The organism is Sphingomonas sp. DG1-23 (assembly GCF_030730875.1).
Taxonomy (GTDB): domain Bacteria; phylum Pseudomonadota; class Alphaproteobacteria; order Sphingomonadales; family Sphingomonadaceae; genus Sphingomonas.
In genome coordinates this window covers 14810-33075 of record NZ_JAVAMA010000012.1, presented here as the reverse complement: position 1 = coordinate 33075, position 18266 = coordinate 14810, and the positions used below count along the sequence as shown (strand labels likewise).

Sequence of the window (18266 nt, the reverse complement as noted above, 5' to 3'; positions counted from 1 at the left end):
CCTTAACGGCGCGACATGGAAGGCGGCGCATCGCCCGGCGCGCTGCCCCAGCCCTTGTTCGGCTTCGGCCCCATCACCAGCACCAGCTTCGCGCCGTCGGCGATATCGGCGTGGCGGAACCATGGCTTGTTCCAGGGCCGGCCGTTGAGCGTCGCCGACTGGATGTAGAGGTTCTTCGCCGAATTGTTCTTCGCAACGATCTCGAGCGCTTTGCCGTTGCCCATCCGGAGCACCGAACGATCGAAGATCGGGCTGCCGATGATATATTCGTCGCTCGACGGATCGACCGGATAGAAGCCGAGCGCCGCCATCGCATACCAGGACGAAGTCGCGCCCTGATCGTCCATCCCCGAATAGCCATAGCCGCTGGCGTCGCTGCCATAGAGATCGCCCAGCACGCGGCGGGTCAGTTCCTGCGTCTTCCACGGCTGACCGCTCCACGCATAGAGGAACGGCGCCTGCTGATCGGGCTGGTTGCCATGGACATATTGGCCGATCATCCCGGTGCAGTCGCGGCAGATGCCCTTGGGATTGTACGGCCTGGTGAAAAATTCATCGAGCTTGGCGTTGAACGCGGCGCGGCCGCCGAGCGCATCGATCAGCCCCTGCACGTCGTGCGGCACCAGCCACAAAGTCGACCAGCCCGACGCTTCCTTCATCATGAAGTTGTAATAGGGCTCGGCCGGATCGAACGGGCTGATCCACTTGCCGTCGGCGGTGCGTCCGCGGACGAAGCCGATCGAGCGGTCGAACACGTTGCGCCAATTCGCCGCGCGCTTGCGGAACCGCCGCGCATCGTCGTGCTTGCCGAGCCGCTCGGCCATTTCGGCCATTGCGTGATCGTCCCACGCATATTCGAGCGTCTTGGCCGCGCCCGCCTTGCCGCCGGCATAAGGCGGGCTGGGATTGCCCGCCGGAATCTCGTCCGAGATCCAGCCCTGCTTGTCATATTCGGCGAGGAAATCGCGCGGCCCCTTGGGGTCGACGGCGTTCTTGCGGAGATATTCGTAGGCCGCTTCATAATCGAACGCGATCCCGCGCCGCATCGCGCCGAGATAGAGGAACACCGCATTGTCGGCATGGAACGAGGTGTTCATGAAGCCGCGCTCGCGCGCCATGTCGAGCTCGGACCGCATGATGTCGCGGACGGTCTCGGGCTCCATCAGCTCGAGCAATACGATCTGGTTGCGGCCGGTATCCCAGAACGGCACCGGGCCGTAGCGGTCATAGGCCGCGGTCTGGGTCTTGCCCTTGCCGTCGGTGAAGTCTTCGCCCTTGCGCGCGACCAGCCGCGGGCTGGCAAACGACTGGAACAAGGTCGAATAGAACAGCATCCGCTGCTTCGGCGTGCCGCCGCTGACCTGCACCCGATCGAGCAATTGCGCCCATTCGGCCCGCGCCTTGCCGCGGATGCCGTCGAAGTCCCAGCCCGGGCTCTCGGCCCGAAGCCGCGCCTCGGCGACCTCGTAGCTGGCGCCGTGCGCGATCTTGACCAGCACCGCCTCGCCCTGCGCAGTGGTGAAATCGAGATAGGAGCCCGCGAAACCGCCCTCGATCGTCCGCGTATCGGGCAGCACCTCCTTGTCGCCGATGCCATAGCCGCGGGCATTGCCGGGCGACTTGCGGAAGGCCCCGAAGCGCTTGAACGGCTTGGAGAATTCGGCGACGAAATAGCGCCCGTCGCGCGCCTCATGGTCGTTGCGCGCGGCGACGACGCCGCGGACCTTGCGGTCGCCGACAATCTCGACCGTGCCGCCGCGCCCCTGCAGGTTGAGGATGACATGCGCGCGCTCGGTCGCCGGGAAGGTGAAGCGCATCAGCGCAGTCGCCTGCGTCGCGGTCAGCTCGACCTTCGTCCTGAACGTGTCGAGGAACACCGAATAATAGCCCGGCGCCGCTTTCTCGCGCGCCTTGTCGTAATATGCCTCGGTATAGACCGGCGGGACCGTCCAGTCGCCGACGATCGGCATCAAGGTCGGGGTCGCGCGCGCGCCATAGGTCGGTCCGCCGCCGCCGGTGAAGCCGATCATCGTCGGATTGGTGTAGTAATACGGCGTCGCGACGCCCCAGGGATAGCTCAGCTCGATATTCGCGTTGACCGGCGCCGCCTCGACCGCGCTGTGCGGCAGCCGCGCGCCGGGCGATGTCAGCCCCGAATATAGCGGCTCGCCCGCGGGCGGCGCGTTGCCGATCAGCTCGGGCCGATCGAGCGGTGCGGTGCCGACCAGCGGGTTGGCTTCGTCGACGCCCGATTGCGGGGCGCGCTGTGCGTATAATGGCGCCGCGAACGACAAGGCCGTGGTCGCCAGCAGGAGAAGGGAGCCAGATACGCGGCCTGTCGACGAACCCTGATTCGGCGTGCGGACACCCTGCTTCATCGTCGACCCCTTCTCCCGCGGGCCGCTTTTGCGACCCGATCTTTTATCGGCAGCAGGCCCCGGCCACGCGGCGAAACCTGTCAGCCCCGCGAAATTCGATTAAATAAAACATTTTGTCAATTGGTTTGACGCGCAGTTTTGCTTGGGGTGCCTGGTCAAACCCTCCCTCGCGTCAGCGGGGGGAGGACGAGAGTCGCCCATACGCAAACGGCCGCCCCGAAGGACGGCCGTGCACGCATAACGGAAAGCGGGGTTCAGGCCTGCTGGGCCGACGCTCCGCCAAGGTCGAGCTCGCGCTCGATCCATTGCCTGATGCCGTTCTTGGGCAGCGCGCCGATCTGGGTCGCGGCAGGCTGGCCGTTCCTGAACAGGATCATCGTCGGGATGCCGCGCACGCCATATTTGGTCGGCGCATCGGGATTCTCGTCGATGTCGAGCTTGACGATGTTGACCTTGTCGCCGAGCTCGGTGGCGAGTTCCTCGAGCGCCGGAGCGATGATCCGGCACGGCCCGCACCATTCGGCCCAGAAGTCCACGAGCACAGGCTTGTCGGCCTGGAGGACATCGGCTTCGAAGCTGGCATCGGTGGTAGCCTGGGTGGCCATGGAAAATCTCCTCTTGGGTCTTGGGCAGTATCTATGTGCGCGGCGGTCCCGGCTCAAGCGCGCGAGCCCAAGCTTTGCTCCGTCGCGACCAAGTCGGCCTTTTGCGCGGCCAGCACTTCCGGGGGCAGGATGTGGAGAGTCGGCCCCGCGGTGTAGAGCAACGCCGCCTCGATGCGCTTGCCGGGAAAGATCACCGTCAGCGCCGCGGCATAGGCCGCCATCTGGCGCAGATGATAAAGCGGGATCGCGTCGAGGCCGGCGGGCGCGCGCCGCGCAGTCTTGAAGTCGACCACCCGCACGACATCCGCTCCGACGACCAGCCGGTCGACGGTGCCCGACACCACCAACCCGTCGACCACCGCCGCGATCGGCGCCTCGGCGAGCGCATCGGAGGCGAAGAGCTCGGCGAACCGCGGGTCCCCGATCACCGCCAAAGCCGCCGCGGCGATTTCGCTGCGTGCCGCACCGTCCTCGACGCCGCCCGGCCCCGCCAGCCAGCGTTCGGCGGCATCGGCGCGCGCATCGGGCGTCAGCGCGGGCAGCCGTTCGAACAAGGCGTGGAGCAGCCGCCCGCGTTCGGCGGCGACGCGCAGCGCCGGGGTCGGCGGCGGATCGGCGGCGAGATCCTCGCCCAGCGACGACGGCGCGAGCGGACGCGGCGGCCGCGCCTCGGCGGGCGCCGGCTGCGCGATCCAGCCGGGCAGCGCCGAAGGTTCGACCGCGGCCTCGCTTTTCCCCGCCGAGACCGCGACGGGTGCCGACGGCCGGGTCCCGCGAAACGCGCGCAGCTCCCCCTCGGGCACACCGAGCGCATCGAACGCCCGCGCGCATGCCGCGTACCAGCTCGCGGGCGGCGCCTCTCCTTTGGCCTGCGGCCCCAGCGCGCCGGCGATCACCAATTGCTCCTCCGCGCGCGTCGCCGCGACATAGAATAGCCGCCAATGCTCCTGCAGCTCGCGCCGGTCGGCGAATTCGAGCACCGCAGCGAGCGGCCCGCCGCGCTCGGCGGCGCGCGGGCGGAAGATCGGGAACGGCGCCCCGGCATGATCCTCGGGCGCCCAGAGCAGGAAGTCGCGCGGACTCCGGGTCGGATCGACCGTCGCGTCGGCGAGGATCACCAGCGGCGCCTGCAGCCCCTTGGCGCCGTGCGCGGTCATCACGCGCACCGCCCCCGCCGGCTGCGCCGCATCGCGGACGATCTCGACATCGCCGCGATCGAACCAGTCGAGGAAGCGCTGAAGCGACGGCGTCGCGACATTCTGGAAATTGAGCGCGGCGTTGAGCAATTCCTCGATCGGATCGCGCGCTTCCTCGCCCAGTCGCAGCAGCAGTTTCCGACGCCCGTCGAGCGGGCCGGAGAGGATCTCTTCGAGGAAGCGATAAGGCGTGGTGAAATCGGCGCGGTTGAGCAGTGCCTCGAGCGGGCCGATCCGATCCTTCGCCACATCGCGCAGATGCGACCAGAGCGTGCGGTCCTTCGGCCGCAGTGCCGCGGCCATCAGATCGTCCTGACTCCAGCCGATCAGCGGCGAGACCAGCAACGACGCCAGCGACAGATCGTCCTCGGGCTGGAGCACGAAACGCACCGCGGCGAGCAGATCCTGCACCGCCAGCGGCGCATTGAGCCGCAGCCGGTCGACCCCGGCCACCGGCACGCCCTCGGCATAGAGCCGCGCGACGATCAGCGAGGCGAGCTCGCCGCGGCGCTTGACGAGGATCATCACATCCTCGGGGCGCAGCGCCCTCCCCTTGCTCTCGAGCATCAGCCCGTCGGCGAGCCATTTCCTGATCGCCCGCGCAATGTCGCCCGCCAGCTTTCGGATGGCGTCGCCAACCCATTCCTCCTCGTCGGAATCGCTGCCGCCCTCGACGGTCGCCGGCCACAAGGTGACCGTCCCCGGCCCGGGCACTTCGCTGGCATGCGGCTCGGCGTCGCTGAGGTCGCCCATCCCCGGTTCGGGCAGCCCGCCCAGCGCCGCGTCAACGAATTCGAGCACCGGCCGGGTCGAGCGAAAGCTATGGGTCAAAGACAGCGATTCGAGTTCGGCAGCCTCGACATCGAACTCCGCCTGCACCCGCGAGGCCCGCCAGAAGCGCTCGAACGCCGCGCGGAAATAGATCGGGTCGGTGCCCTGGAAGCCGAAGATCGCCTGCTTGTAGTCGCCGACGGTGAACAGGGTCCGCACCACCTCGCCGCGCGCGCCTTCGCCCGCGAAGAATTCATCGGCGATCGCGCTGACGATCGCCCATTGTTGCGGATTGGTGTCCTGCGCCTCGTCGATCAGGACATGCTCGGTGACCTGATCGAGCTTGTAGCGCACCCATTCGCCCATGCCGGGCTCGGCGAGCAACGCGACGGTCCGCGCGATCAGATCGTTGAAGTCGACGGCGCCCACCCGCCGCTTCGCCCGGCCCCAGGTCTCGGCATAGGCGCGACCCGCCTCGAGCCCGCGCGCGAGCAGATCGGCGAAGTCGGCCTGGACCTTCATGCCCAGCAGCGCACCGCAACGCCCGTGCATTCGCATCGCCAGATCGGCATAGCCGGGTTCCTGCGGCGCTTGCCCCTTGCCGAACGAGCGCGGTTCGCCTTTGGCGGTCGACCAGACCGAATGCAGATCGGCGAGCCGCAGCGCGCGCCTGCCCGGCGGCAAGGTCAGCCACATCGCGATCTCCTCGGCGCGCGCCAGCCCCGATTTGGTCCCCCATGCGGCATTCATCGCGGCGATCTCGCGCAGCCCCGCGCAGTCGAAATCCGCGTCGGCGCAGCAGCGCTCGATCTCCGCGGCAATGTCGCCAGCCGGCAATTCCAGCGCGCGGCGGAGGAAAGGCTGGATCCCGCTCGGCAGCCCCGCCATCGCCTCGGCGTTCGACGCGCAGAGCCTGAGAAACGCCTCGGCCTTGCCCTCGCCCAGCCGCAGGCTCAGCGCGCCGACCGCGTCGATCAGCGAAACGCGCCCCTCGCGCCCGGCATCGACCAGCATCTCGGCCAGTGCCTCGCGTGCCAGCACGGCTTCCTCGCGCTGGTCGAGCGGGCGGAAGCCGGGGACCAGCCCCGCCTCGACCGGGAACGCCGCGAGCAGCGACTGGCAGAAGCTGTGGATCGTCTGGATGCGGATCCCGCCTCCCGGCGCATCGAGCACCTTGGCGAACAGGGTACGCGCGCGGGCCCGGCCCTCGGGCGAAATGCTCTCGCCCAGCGCCTCGAGATCGGCGACCAGTTCGGCGTCGCTCGCCCGCACCCAGCGCGCCAGCCGGCTGGTGATCCGCTCCGACATTTCGGCGGCGCCCGCCTTGGTGAAGGTCAGGCACAGGATCGCGCCGGGATCGACCCCGGCGAGCAGCAATCGCCACACCCGCGCGGCGAGCACCTGCGTCTTGCCGGTCCCCGCCGAGGCGGACAGCCAGATATGCCGCGTGGGGTCGCTCGCGCGGCGCTGATTGCCCTTGAGGGGATGGAGGGGGCGGATTTCAGCCACAGACGCTTCCCAGCAAGTCACCCTCACCCTTCCCACCCGGCTGCGCCGGGCGGGCCCCTTCCCTCTCCCATCGGGAGAGGGAGGGAGGCGCCGCAGGCGCCGGAAGGGTGAGGGTGAGCGGAATGCGCTCAATCCCGCCCATACCACTCATCCCGCCGCATCAGCTGGTCATATTCGGCGTACGGCGCGTAATCCGGGTGCAGCTTCGCCGTGAACGGTTCGTCGCCGGTCAGCCACATCCGCGCCGCGCCCTCGAACTGCGCCACCGCGCGATCCACGAATTCATCCGCCGGCAGATAGTCGCGCCGTTTCGGATCGCACGGGCTCTCGACATAGCCGAACGCCCCGCGATTGTTCTTCGACAGCGACCAATATTCGAATTGCTTCGCCTGGCCCGTGATCCCGTCATAGCCGCCACGCTCGGCGATCAACCCGAGCAGTCCCAATTGCAGGCTGAACCCCTCGCGCACCGCGGCGAGGCTCGGCGGCTTGCCGGTCTTGTAGTCGACGATCGCGAGGCTGCCATCGCCCATCCGGTCGATCCGGTCGAAAGTGCCGCTGAGCTCGACCCCGGCGAACGGGATCATGCCGCGCTTCTCCACCGCGATCACTTTCCGGGCCGGATCGGCGGCGATCTGGACCGCGATCCAGTCGATCGCCTCCATCAATCGCGGCGCCCATAACGCGCGCATCATCGGGTGCGTCCGCTCGTCCGCCAGCATGGCCTCGGCTCGCGCGCGCAACCTATCCGGCGTGCAATCGTCGAGTTCGAACCACTTCTGAAGAACCTCGTGCACCGCGGTGCCGCGCCACGCCGCGCTCGGATCGGCATCGACCGGGTCGAGCGGCATCAGCCGCAGCATCCGCCGCGCGTAAAAGGCATAGGGATCGGCCTTGAGCCGGTCGACCTCGGTCACCGACAGGGCCTTGGGGCGCAATGCGACCGGCGGCTGCGGCGCGGGGCGCTCGGCGGGTCGATGCTCGCCGGGATCGTCGATCCCGCGCAGCCACGCCTCGATCTGTCGCGCGCGCTCCAGCCCGCCCGACAGCGCTTCCAATCGCAGCCAGAAGCGCGAGGCGATCGTCGGCGCGCTGGCATCTCTTCGCGCCCTTGTCAGCAACACCTGCGGCGCGCCCAGCGCCCCCGCGAGATCGTGCGCCGAAAGCCCGATCCGGCGCTCCAGCCCCGGCAGCCCCAGTTCGGCGCGGATCCGCGGCGCCAGCCACGGATCGGGCGCGGGCAGCCCCGGCCACACGCCTTCGTTCAGTCCGGCGAGGATCATCAGATCGGCGGTCTGCAGCCGCGCCTCGATCAGGCCGAGGATCGCCAGCCGCGGATGCCCGCCTTGCGGCGGCCGCACCGCGACTTCCTCCATCAAGGTGCGCAGCATCGGCGCGAGCGCTTCGGGCTCGGCACGCGGCGGGCCGTTGGCCGCCTCGCGCTCGGCGGCATCGAGCAGGTTCGCCGCCTCGCGCCCCTCGGTCCGCGCCCATAGGGCATCGCCCCCCAGAGCCTGCGCAGTCTCGCGCAGCGCCGCTAGCAATGCCGGAACCGGCTGCGCGCCGCCTGCGAACACGTCTTCCATGGGTGCGAGCAGCGCCCGCGCCTCGGGCCACCAGCGCCGGGCGGCGCGACGCAGGTGCCCGTCCCTGCCCTCTTGCTCGGCGAAATGACGGTCGATCCCCGCCAGACCCGGGGCCGGGCGCGGCCCGCGCAGCGCGCGGTCGAGCAGGCGAACGCCTTCGAGCCATTCCCCACGCCGCTCCGCCATCACCAACGGATGCTTGAGCAAGGTCAGCAACGGCAATGGCGCGAAGCCCTGCGCCGCGGCATCGGCGAGCGCGAGCAGCAAAGTCCCCGGCGGCAGGATCGAGAGCGGCTGCCCCGCCGAATCGTCGACTGCGATTCCCCAGCGCGCGCAATGTGCCGCCACCCGCCGCGCCAGCGCGCGATCGGGGGTGACGAGCGCCGCGGTCCGCCCCGGCTTTTCGAGCACTTCGCGCAGCGCCAGCGCGATCCCCTGCGCTTCCTCGGCCGGAGTCGCGACCTCGAGCACGCGTACGCCGTCGAGCCGCCGTTCGGCGGCGGGCAATGCGGTCCAGCCGTAGGTCAGCTCGGGCGGCGCCATCGCCGATGCGATCGCCTTGCTGCGCGCAGGCGGCGCATCATGCTCGCTGACCACGCGCCACGGATCGAACTCGCTGCGATGCACGCCCATCCGATCGAGCAGCAATTTGAGATGATATTGCGGATGGCTTTCGAGGCTGCGCCGCCGCCGTCCGGTGACCGGATCGGGCCTGTGCGGCCCGAGCGCGTCCCATTCCGCGTCGCTGATCCCGGTGGCGAGTCCGGGCAGGACCACCATCCCCTGCGGCATCTCCGCAATGCTGCGCAGCAACCGCGCGAACACCGGTGCCGGTGCCGCCACGCCCGCGGCGCAGACGAAGCCCGCGGGCGGTGCGCTCCGCCAACGTTTGGCCATCTTGTCGATCAGCCGCCGCCGCCGCTCGGCGAGGTCGATCCGCCCGCGCCGTGCCAATTCCTTCGGCCAGCGGGTCAGCACCACTTCGAACAAGGCCAGCGAGCGTTCCCAATGCGCCGACAATTCCTGGCTGAGCTCGATTTCCTTGAGCGCGCCCGGGTGCACTTCCTCGATCAGCAACTGGTCGAGCGTGCTCGCCAGATCGCCCGCCAGGCGCACCGCCTCGGCGGCGTCGACCGGGGAGCCCGCGTCCTGGATCAGCCGCGCGAGGATCATCCGCCGCTGCAGCGGATCGACCGCGGGGGGAACGGGCATATCGTCGCCCGCGGCGTCGAACACCGCCTCGTCGAGCTCGGGATCGCCGACCGCGACCAGCCGCGGCAACAGCAGCCCGCCTTCGCTGGCGCGGACGAAGGCGTCCTGGATCGCCCGCCTGGCGCGATTGTTGGGGAGCAGCACCAGCCCGCGCGCCAGCTTGAGCGGGTCGCCGCCGAACCGCCGGATCAGCCCGATCGCCAGCGCATCGGCAAACGCGCGGTGCGGCGGGATGGTGTAGAGATGGAGCCGTTCGGGCATTGATCCAATCGCTAGCCGCCGAAGGGGCAAACGCCAACGTCAAGAATCTCAAAAGCCGTCACCCCGGCCTTGTGCCGGGGTCCACCGCGCGGCTTGGTCACAGCCTCGAGCCTCAATGGGTACCATCGCGGCACCGTGGCTCCCGGCACAAGGCCGGGGTGACGTTTAGTGGCGACCGGGCTACCCCGTCACAGCTCCGCCAGCACCGCCTCCGCCGCGCCCACCGCGGCCGGCGTGCCGACGTCGAACCACAGCCCCTGATGGACCACGCCCCATAGCCGCCCCGCCTCGAGCGCGCGATTGAAGAACAGGTTCGTCGAGAACGGGCCCTCGGGCCAGTCGCGGATCAGCCGCGGCGACAGGATCGACACGCCGATGAACACGAACGGCGCGAGCCGGCCCGGCGTGCGCCGTTCGGTGATCTGCCCCATCGCGTCGAGCCGGAAATCGCCCTGCCCCTTGTGACAATTGGCCCGCGCCAGCGGCACCACCAGCAGGAGCGCGTCCATCCGCGCATCGTCCCACTGCGCCGCGAGGGCGCGGATTGCGTCGACCGGCCCGTCGATCCACAGATTGTCGCTGTTGACGCACAGAAACGGCGCATCGCCGATCAGATCGCGCGCCTGGACGATCCCGCCGCCGGTCTCCATCAATCGCTTGCGCTCGTCGGAGATCAGCACCTCGACGTCGCTCGTCCGCGCGCGCAGATGCGCTTCCATCTGGTCGGCGAGATAATGCACGTTGACGATCGCGCGCTTCACCCCGGCGCTGCGGAGATGATCGAAGGTATGATCGATCAGCGTCTTGCCCGCCACCTCGACCAAGGGCTTGGGCCGCGTCGCGGTGAGCGGGCGCATGCGTTTGCCCAGTCCCGCCGCCATCACCATCGCCGTCTCGGGCACTGCGGCATCGGGCTGCGGCCGCAGCGAATAGATCGCGCTCATTCGCCGACGATCGCCAGCGGATCGCCGCGCAGCTCGGCGGGAACCTGCGCGCTGAACCAGTCGGCGACCGGCTTGAGCGCCGGATGCTCGAGGTCGCGCTCGAGATAGCCCCAGACGCGCGGACACAGCCCCGCATAGCGCTGCTTGCCGTCGCGCTTCCACAAACGGGTGAAGATCCCGACGATCTTGGCGTTCCGCTGCGCACCGAGCACGTGATAGGCGATGTCGAAGCTGTCGCCGGCCCCGGTGATGCGCTTGTAGCGATCGAGCATTGCCGTCTCGAGCTCGGGCGCCACGTCGCGCCGCGCGTCCTGCAGCAGCGAGACGAGATCATAGGCCGGGTGGCCGGCGAGCGCATCCTGGAAGTCGAGCAGTCCCAAACTCTCGCTGCCCTCGATCAGCATGATGTTCTCGGCGTGGTAATCGCGCAGCACCGTGACCGGCGTATGACCCGCGAGCACCGGCGCGAGCACCTCGTCCCATGCGTCGACATAGCCCTGCACGTCGACCTCGAGCCCGACTGCGGGCGTATACCATTCGGGCAGCAGCCCGACCTCGCGCTGATATTCGGCGAGATCATAGGGGCGGAGGTCGGCCGCTTCGTGCTGCCCCAGCCGGATCAGCAGGTCGACCGCTTCCTCGTATAGCCGCAGCTCGCTCTCGGGCGCTGCATCCACGGTCTCGCGCAGCCGGGCATCACCGAAATCCTGCAGCAGCACCAGCCCCTCGGCCAGATCCTCGGCAAGGATCCCGGGCGCCGCGAAGCCGCGCCCGGCGAGCCAGCGCGCGATCGAAATGAACGGCCGCGGGTCTTCGTGCGGCGGCGGCGCGTCCATCAGGATCGCGCTGCGATCGTGATGCACCACGCGGAAATAGCGGCGGAACGAGGCGTCGCCGGCGAGCGGCCGTATCTCGGCTCCCTCCCATCCGGCGGCGATCAGAAATTCGGGCGCCGCGGCGGGCGGGTTCATGTCAGGAGCCATCGGTCCCTCCATGCCGCCGGGACCTTCGCTGTCAAGACGCGCGCGCCGTCCGGCATGGGTTCCAGGCTGAGCCACAGCGCGTCGCGCCAATATGCGTCGGCGAACCGTTCGGGCCATTCGACGATCAGCAGCGAATCGTCGCGCGCATCGTCGAGCCCCAATTCCTCGGCCTCTTCCGGATCCTCGATCCGGTAGAGATCGACGTGCAGCACCGGAAACCGCACGTCCGGCGGATCATAAGGCTGGACGATCGCGAAGCTGGGAGACGGCGCCTCTTCCTCCAGTCCGAGCGCAGCGAGCAATCCCCGTGCGATGCTGGTCTTGCCTGCGCCGAGCGGGCCCGAAAGCGCGATCACATCGCCGGGACGGACGAGCGCCGCCAGTCGCGTGCCAAGCATGAGCGAATCTTCGGGAGAGGAGAGCCGCATCTAGAAACCTCCCCGAGCTCGTCTCGGGGAGGGGGACCAGCCGCAGGCTGGTGGAGGGGCGGCGGCGCAGCCGCCGTCTTCGACGGCGCCCCTCCACCACCGCTGCGCGGCGGTCCCCCTCCCCGAGCAAAGCTCGGGGAGGAATGAAGAGCCCCCCATCACCGCGGCAGCTCCACCGTCACCAGAGTCCCCGCGCCCGGCTCGGACAGCATCTCGATCCGTCCGCCATGCGCCTCGACGAATTGCTTGGCCAGCGGCAGCCCCAGCCCGAGCGCGCGCTCGCCGCTGCGCGAGATGCCGTGCTGGGCGAAGCTGTCGAACGCCCTGGCCACAGCGTCGGCGCGCATCCCCGGGCCATTGTCCGAGACGATCACCCGCGCCACCCGCGCATTGCCGTCGAGATGGAGCAGCACCCGTCCGTCCTCGGGCGTGCACGCCACGGCGTGGCGCAGCAGATGCTCGATCACTTGCCGCAGCCGCTTGAGGTCGCCGGTCACCACGCCCGCGGTGCCGGCGTCCTCGACGACGAGGTCGATCTTCTTGGCCTTGGCGAGCGGCGCGATCGCCTCGGCGGCGGCATTGGCGGCCAGCTCGAGATCGACCGGCACCTTCTCCAGCGGCGCGCCCTCGCTCTGGGTCAGATCGAGCACGTCGTCGACGAGCGCGCTCAGCCGATCGACCGAAGTCAGGATCGCCTCGGTATATTCGACTGCGTTCTTCGTCAGCCGCCCGGCAAAGCCGCCATGCAGCATTTCGGTGAAACCCTTGATCGAGGTCAGCGGGGTGCGCAGCTCGTAGCTCATATTGGCGACGAACGCGGTCTTGACCTGGTCCGCCGCCTCGAGCGCCTCGTTGCGGTCGCGCAGCGCCCGCTCGGCGCGGTGATGATCGGTGGTGTCGAGCATCGTCACCAGCGCATTGCCGTCGGGCAAGGGCACCGCGGTGATGTCGAAATGCCGGCCATCGGCAAAGGCGATCGTGCTCCCGCGCGTCTGCCGGTCCTTGGCCGCGAGCCGGATCAGATCGCCCAGCACCTCTGCACGCCCGGGATTGGTCAGCTTCGGGCCTGCCGCCTTGACCAATTGCCCGATCTGCGGATGCCCGTCGAGAAACGCATCCTCGAAGTCCCAGACCTGGCGGAACTTGCGGTTCCACAATTGCAGCCGTCCCTTGCCGAACACCCCGACGGCCTCGGCGAGGCTCTCGAGCGTCGCGGTGCGCACCTGCTGCATCTCGCCATGCTCGCGCTGCAGCTCGAACTGCTGGGTGCGATCCTCGAAGATCAGCAGCAGCCCGCCCTCGGGCAGAGGCTGGGCGACGACGCGGAGATGCGTCCCCGCGACGCTCCACGTCTCCTCGACGGCGTCGGGCGCGGTGAACCATTCGCGCCGCTCGGCCTTCCATGCCGGATAGTCGCGCACTTCGGGCAGGCGGTTGGCCTCGCGCATCCGATCGAGCACCCGATCGAATTCGGGGCGATCGGCCAGCCACTCCATCTTCATCGCGAACATGCGGCGGAACGGCTGGTTGCAAAAGGCCAGCCCGCGATCGGGGGCGAATTGCGCGACGCCCGCCGAGAGCCGGTCGAGCATCGCGCGCTGTGCCTCGCCGAAGCGCTTGAGCCCGCCGCGCAATTGCTCGAAATCCTCGATGTCGATCGCGAAGCCTGCGACGCCGCCGGTCGGCAGCGGCACGTCGTGGAGCCGCAGCATCCGCCGCGCCCCGCCGATCGTCGCCGGCATCGCCGAGGTCTGCGCCTCGCCGGTATCGCGCGCGATCGCGGCGTTGGCGAGCGGCCCGCCCAGCCCGGCGCCTTCGACCAGTTCGAGCCCGTGCGCCACGACATCCTCGCTGTCGCCGCCCTCGACCGCGCGGACATAGGCCGAATTGACCATCAGCAGCTTCAGGTCGGGGCCGCGATACCACATCGGCATCGGCGCCGCCTCGATCAACGCGGTCAGCGCGTCGAACGCGGCGCGCAGCCGGGTCGTCTCGTGCCGCAGCCGGTCGATCTCGCTCTGGCTCTCGGTCGCGTCGAGGAACCACAGGACCACCTGATTCTGCCCGCGCCCCGCATCGGGCGCGCGCTCGCCGATCACCAGCAATTCGCGGCCCGAACCTTGCGCGCGGACCGGCAAGGTGAACGGCTGCCCGGCTCTCTGCACGGCGAGCACCTGATTTTCGAGCAAAGCCGCGTCGCCCGCGACCAGCCCGCTCTCGATCCCGGCGAGATCGGAGAGTTCGCGCGGCAGCAGGTCGAGACCCAGCCAGTCGGCCAGCCGCCGCGGCACCTCGACGCGCCCGTCGGCGCGGACGATCATCGCCTGCGCCGGCGATCCGGCCATCAGGGCGGTCAGGCGCGCGTTGCGATCGGTCGCCTCCCGCGCTTCGGCGCGCGCGCGCAGCCCGGCGAACAGCATCCACGTCGCGCCGAGCACCAGCAAGGCGAGCACCGCGCCCGCCAGTATCGCCGCCGATTGCGGAAGCTCGATCAACCCGCCACTCCACGGCTTCGCATTGCCATCATCGCCAACCCTTAGGCAAAGCGTCGCGGATCGGAAAGCGGCTTGCGCGCACTAGACGCGCGCATCTCCGTCGCTTCTGCGCAACAGGCGACGCAGCAGGGGCTGGCGCGGGGCGGCGGCGGGCGCGGCGCTGTCCGCCGCGGGCGCAGCATTTTCGGGCGGTTCGATCGAGAGGTGCAGCATCAGGCGCCACGTCTCGTCTTCGAGCCCGTCCTCCTCGGGAGCGCCCAGGGCGGTACGCAGGATCTCAGCGATCCGTTCGCGTGCGTGCCCGGCATCATGATTGGCTTCGCTGTTCCTCACAATTCAGCGGTCGAACGAAGCAAGTGCCTCCTCAGCCGCAAGCGATTCCGCTCCGTCGCGACGGTCCGACGCAAATGCCAGATCGGCGGACTGGAGCATGGTCGGCTGCGCCGGAAGCTCAGGCTCCCAGGCGGATGCCGTGCGCTGCTTGTAGAATTCGAACGATCCGGACGCGGCATAATTGGCAAGCCCGACGCCCGCCAGGCTGCCGCACAAACCGATGCCGGCGCATCCCAGCGCCAGCTTCGCAATGAATTCGCGTCGCATCACAGACTCCCTGTCGGGAGCAGAACGTAGGTCGGACGATCGGCGTTCCGCGCGGTCCGGCCGAAAGAAAAGGGGCCCGGCGGACGCGGCCCCCTTCGCTTTTACCCGCCGCGCCTCAGAGGCTCGGCAGCTTCACCCGCGCCCCGACGAAGCCGAAGCGGCCGATCGAGTCGACCGGATAGGTGTTGGTGCCGATGTCGGGACGCTGGCCCCAGAGGTTGCGTACGCCGCCATAGATCTGGAACCGGTCGCTGACGTCGTAGCTGGCATAGATGTCGTGCTGCCAGCGCTCCTTGAGGTACATATATTCCGGGGCGACGATATCCGGATTGCCCGCGACTTCCTGATTGGTGAAGCGCAGCGTCTTGCTGAACCACAGAATGCCATAGTTCAGCGTCAGCCCGCCGGTCTGCCACGTCAGATCCGCGTTGACGGTGTATTTGGGCGCGAACGCCTCGCCGCGGCTGTTGGTCACGTCGGCGCCGGGGGTGCCGACGAATTCCAGCCGGTCGAGATAATTGCCGACCACGCTGAGATTGAACGTGCCCAGCTTCGCGGTGCGCAGGCGGTAGTTGAAGTTCACGTCGAGGCCCGCGGTGCTGAACTGCGCGACGTTCTGCGGCGTCACCGTGAAGCTGGTGATCAGGCCGGGATTGGCGCCGCCATTGTTGCGCACGATGCCCGAGCAGAACCCGTTGTTGAGATCGGGCTGGTCGACGCAGAGCTGCGCGAGCTGCTCCGGCGTGACCGTGTTGATCGCGTTCTTCAGCTTGATGTCATACCAGTCCGCGCGCAGCGAGAGGCCCGGCACGAAGCTCGGCTGGATGATCGCGCCCGCGGTCCAGGTGGTCGCCTCCTCTTCGGAAAGGTTGCGGTTGCCGCCCTGGAAGCCCGGCAGGTTGGTCGAGCGCGGATCGGTGAAGGTCGCCGGATCGGCGACGCCCAGCGACGCGAGCAGCGCCTGGCAGTTGGCGGCGCGATATTGCGTGCCGTTCTGGAGCTCGTTGGCGTTGCACGGATCGGTGATGAATTCGAAGGTCTGCGAATTGCCCGCGAACAGCTCGCCGATGTTCGGCGCGCGCACGGCCTTCGAATAGGTGCCGGTAAAGGTCACGTCGCGGATCGGCGCGAAAGCGCCGTCGACCTTCCACGACGTGGTGCTGCCGATCGTCGAATAGTCCGAATAGCGCACCGCGCCGCCAACCTCGAGCCGGTGGACGAAGCCGTTCTTGACCAGCGGCACGCGCAGCTCGCCGAACACTTCCTTGACGTCATATTCGCCGGCATCGACCGAGAGCGCGTTGGTGAAGGTCAGCCCGGCCGCGGCAAGCGGATCGGGAGTGAAGCTGCTCTTCTCCTTGCGATATTCCGCACCGACCGAGAAGCCGACCGCCCCGCCCGGAAGCGTGAACAGGCCGCCGAGGTCGCCGCTCAGATAGGCCGAGGCGACATGCTGCTCGATCCGCGAACGGTCGGTCGTGTCGGTGAGGATCCAGTCCAGCGCCGCCTGGCTGTTTCGGTTCTCGCCGAACAGGTTGATCGGAACGCACTGACCCGGCTGGAAGGTCGTCGGGGGGAATTCGTCCCGGGTCGAGTTGTACGGCTGGTTCGGAGTCCAGGCGGGATCGACATTGACACGGCAGGTCGGCCCGTTCGGCCCCTGCACCACGTCGATCGCCGCATAGAAGCGGTCGTCGAGGATGTCGTTAACGTAGCGGCTGCGCACGTCGGTGCGGCCATAGGTGTACGACGCTTCGTAGTTGAGATGGCTGCTCAGCTCGCCGCGCAGCCCGATCACGCCGCGCCACGTCTCGCGGCGGATGTCCTCGCCGCGCTGGCCGAAGTCGAAATTGTCGCGGTTGACGAGCACGCCGCCAAGGCCTTCGGCCGCCACGAGCGGCTGGAGCGCCGCGGGGATGAAGGGATTGTCCTCGGGGATCAGCAGATAGTAATCGAAAGTCGGCTGGGCGAGCGAGAAGCTGCGGATATTGGCGTATTTGCCCTCGGCGAAGATCGTCACGGCATCGGACACGTCGAAATGCGCGACTGCGTTGACCACGTGCCGCTCGACCTTGGGCAGCAGATCGTTGCCATAGTCGGAGACGAGCGTGGCGTTGCCGCCCTGCTGGTAGAAATTGGGGACGAAGCTGCCCGGATCGAACGGAGTCACCGCGCCGTTCGCACCGACGAGATAATCGGGGAAGCCATCCTGGTCGATGTCGATCCCGCCCTCGCGATTGGTATCGAAATAGCGGATGTTGGCGAGCGGCACATTGTCCGGGATGCCGTTGTCGGCGGGGCCGGTATAGCCGCCCTGGTTCTCGGGATCGTCCGGGTTCAGGAAAAAGCCGGTCGAGCGCGTGCCGCGCAGGCTGGGCCGGTCGCGCGTCTCGAGCCGGTCGTCGATGCCATATTCATAAGCGAGGGCGACGTTGCCGCGGCCGCCGGCGAAGTTCTTGCCCGCGGTGACCGAGATGAAGCGCTGGCCCGCATCGCCATGCTCGGAAATGCCGGCCTGCGCCCGCGCGGTGATCCCGTCGAAATCCTTCTTGAGGATGAAGTTGACCACGCCGGTGACGCCGTCGGCGCCGTAGATCGCCGAGGCGCCGCCGGTGAGCACCTCGATCCGCTGGACGAGATCGTTAGGAATGGTGTTGATGTCGATCGCCGCGCTGCCCGGCACGCCCGCGACATGGCGGCGGCCGTCGACCAGCACCAGCGTGCGCTCGGTGCCGAGATTGCGCAGGTTGAGCAGGTTGAGGCCGGTATAGCCGATGCCCGCGCCGCTGCCCGAATTGTCGGCCGAGGTCGACGAGCCCTGCAGCGCCGGATAGCCGGTCAGGAAGTCGGTGAGATTGGTCGTGCCCGAGGCCTGCAGCGTCTCCGAGCCGATCGAGACCACCGGGTTGGGCGTGTCGAACCCGGGAGTGACGCGGATGCGCGAGCCGGTCACGACGATGTCGGGTGCGGGCTCCTCCGCCTGGTCGCTCTGCGGATCGTTGGCGACGGTGGATTCGGGGACGTTGTCGTCGCTCTGGCCGGGTGCCGCGGTCTGTGCCCAGGCCGGAGCGCAGGCCAGCGCCAAGGCGGCGGCAGAGACGGTGAACAATCCGCGCGTGCGGAGAACGGAATACGCCATCGAGAAACCCCTCTTCGAATATGGCTCACGCCTTCCGCTGCTACGTTTCCCGAGTGTTTCCGATCCTCGCCGCGAAGCGCGCACCGCACGGTTTCTGCAACAGTGTCTCCGTTCTGCAACACGCTGCCTCGGGGCGCAACGAAAAGGGCCGCGCCTCCA

11 protein-coding genes are annotated in these 18266 nt (G+C 68.6%); all 11 read right to left on the bottom strand.

Going from position 1 to position 18266, the window contains the following annotated elements; genetic code table 11:
• Window positions 1-2: 2 nt before the first annotated feature.
• The 11 genes from Q9Q95_RS17580 to Q9Q95_RS17530 all read right to left on the bottom strand — a co-directional run bounded on the left by Q9Q95_RS17580 (window position 3) and on the right by Q9Q95_RS17530 (window position 18107).
• Complete coding sequence (locus tag Q9Q95_RS17580; protein ID WP_306098451.1) at window positions 3-2378, bottom strand: GH92 family glycosyl hydrolase; 2376 nt, start codon at window positions 2376-2378, stop codon at window positions 3-5.
• Between the two features lie 254 nt (window positions 2379-2632).
• Window positions 2633-2983, bottom strand: a complete 351-nt coding sequence (gene trxA / locus Q9Q95_RS17575; RefSeq protein WP_306098450.1) for a thioredoxin — start codon at window positions 2981-2983, stop codon at window positions 2633-2635.
• A 53-nt stretch (window positions 2984-3036) separates the two neighbouring features.
• Window positions 3037-6459: a double-strand break repair helicase AddA gene (gene addA, locus Q9Q95_RS17570; RefSeq protein ID WP_306098449.1), complete on the bottom strand. Its 3423-nt coding sequence runs from the start codon at window positions 6457-6459 to the stop codon at window positions 3037-3039.
• A gap of 128 nt (window positions 6460-6587) precedes the next feature.
• Entirely contained in the window at window positions 6588-9518 is a 2931-nt protein-coding gene (addB, locus tag Q9Q95_RS17565) for a double-strand break repair protein AddB (RefSeq protein WP_306098448.1), read from the bottom strand.
• A gap of 188 nt (window positions 9519-9706) precedes the next feature.
• The gene (locus Q9Q95_RS17560) at window positions 9707-10462 is read right to left on the bottom strand and encodes a nucleotidyltransferase family protein (protein ID WP_306098447.1); all 756 of its coding nucleotides are present in this window, start codon (window positions 10460-10462) and stop codon (window positions 9707-9709) included.
• Window positions 10459-11433, bottom strand: coding sequence for an aminoglycoside phosphotransferase family protein (locus Q9Q95_RS17555; protein ID WP_306098569.1), 975 nt, complete (start codon window positions 11431-11433; stop codon window positions 10459-10461). The genes Q9Q95_RS17560 and Q9Q95_RS17555 overlap by 4 nt, the downstream gene beginning before the upstream one ends.
• Window positions 11430-11873 carry a tRNA (adenosine(37)-N6)-threonylcarbamoyltransferase complex ATPase subunit type 1 TsaE gene (tsaE, locus tag Q9Q95_RS17550; RefSeq protein WP_306098446.1) on the bottom strand — a complete coding sequence of 148 codons (444 nt, stop codon included), beginning with the start codon at window positions 11871-11873 and terminating at the stop codon, window positions 11430-11432. The genes Q9Q95_RS17555 and tsaE overlap by 4 nt, the downstream gene beginning before the upstream one ends.
• A 158-nt stretch (window positions 11874-12031) precedes the next feature.
• Entirely contained in the window at window positions 12032-14368 is a 2337-nt protein-coding gene (locus Q9Q95_RS17545) for a PAS domain-containing sensor histidine kinase (protein ID WP_306098445.1), read from the bottom strand.
• 81 nt (window positions 14369-14449) lie between these two features.
• Window positions 14450-14701 (bottom strand): hypothetical protein, encoded by a 252-nt coding sequence (locus tag Q9Q95_RS17540; RefSeq protein ID WP_306098444.1) that lies wholly within the window; start codon window positions 14699-14701, stop codon window positions 14450-14452.
• Between the two features lie 3 nt (window positions 14702-14704).
• A complete protein-coding gene (locus Q9Q95_RS17535) occupies window positions 14705-14968 on the bottom strand; it encodes a hypothetical protein (protein WP_306098443.1) in 264 nt (87 codons plus the stop codon).
• Window positions 14969-15083: 115 nt separating this feature from the next.
• Window positions 15084-18107 carry a TonB-dependent siderophore receptor gene (locus tag Q9Q95_RS17530; protein ID WP_306098442.1) on the bottom strand — a complete coding sequence of 1008 codons (3024 nt, stop codon included), beginning with the start codon at window positions 18105-18107 and terminating at the stop codon, window positions 15084-15086.
• Window positions 18108-18266: the final 159 nt, after the last annotated feature.

What these genes read in the sequence shown, in the direction of transcription:
- Q9Q95_RS17580 (WP_306098451.1), bottom strand. Translation starts at nt 2,378, where the DNA reads ATGAAGCAGGGTGTCCGCACGCCGAATCAGGGTTCGTCGACAGGCCGC.
- trxA (WP_306098450.1), bottom strand. Translation starts at nt 2,983, where the DNA reads ATGGCCACCCAGGCTACCACCGATGCCAGCTTCGAAGCCGATGTCCTC.
- addB (WP_306098448.1), bottom strand. Translation starts at nt 9,518, where the DNA reads ATGCCCGAACGGCTCCATCTCTACACCATCCCGCCGCACCGCGCGTTT.
- Q9Q95_RS17560 (WP_306098447.1), bottom strand. Translation starts at nt 10,462, where the DNA reads ATGAGCGCGATCTATTCGCTGCGGCCGCAGCCCGATGCCGCAGTGCCC.
- Q9Q95_RS17555 (WP_306098569.1), bottom strand. Translation starts at nt 11,433, where the DNA reads ATGAACCCGCCCGCCGCGGCGCCCGAATTTCTGATCGCCGCCGGATGG.
- tsaE (WP_306098446.1), bottom strand. Translation starts at nt 11,873, where the DNA reads ATGCGGCTCTCCTCTCCCGAAGATTCGCTCATGCTTGGCACGCGACTG.
- Q9Q95_RS17535 (WP_306098443.1), bottom strand. Translation starts at nt 14,968, where the DNA reads ATGCGACGCGAATTCATTGCGAAGCTGGCGCTGGGATGCGCCGGCATC.
- Q9Q95_RS17530 (WP_306098442.1), bottom strand. Translation starts at nt 18,107, where the DNA reads ATGGCGTATTCCGTTCTCCGCACGCGCGGATTGTTCACCGTCTCTGCC.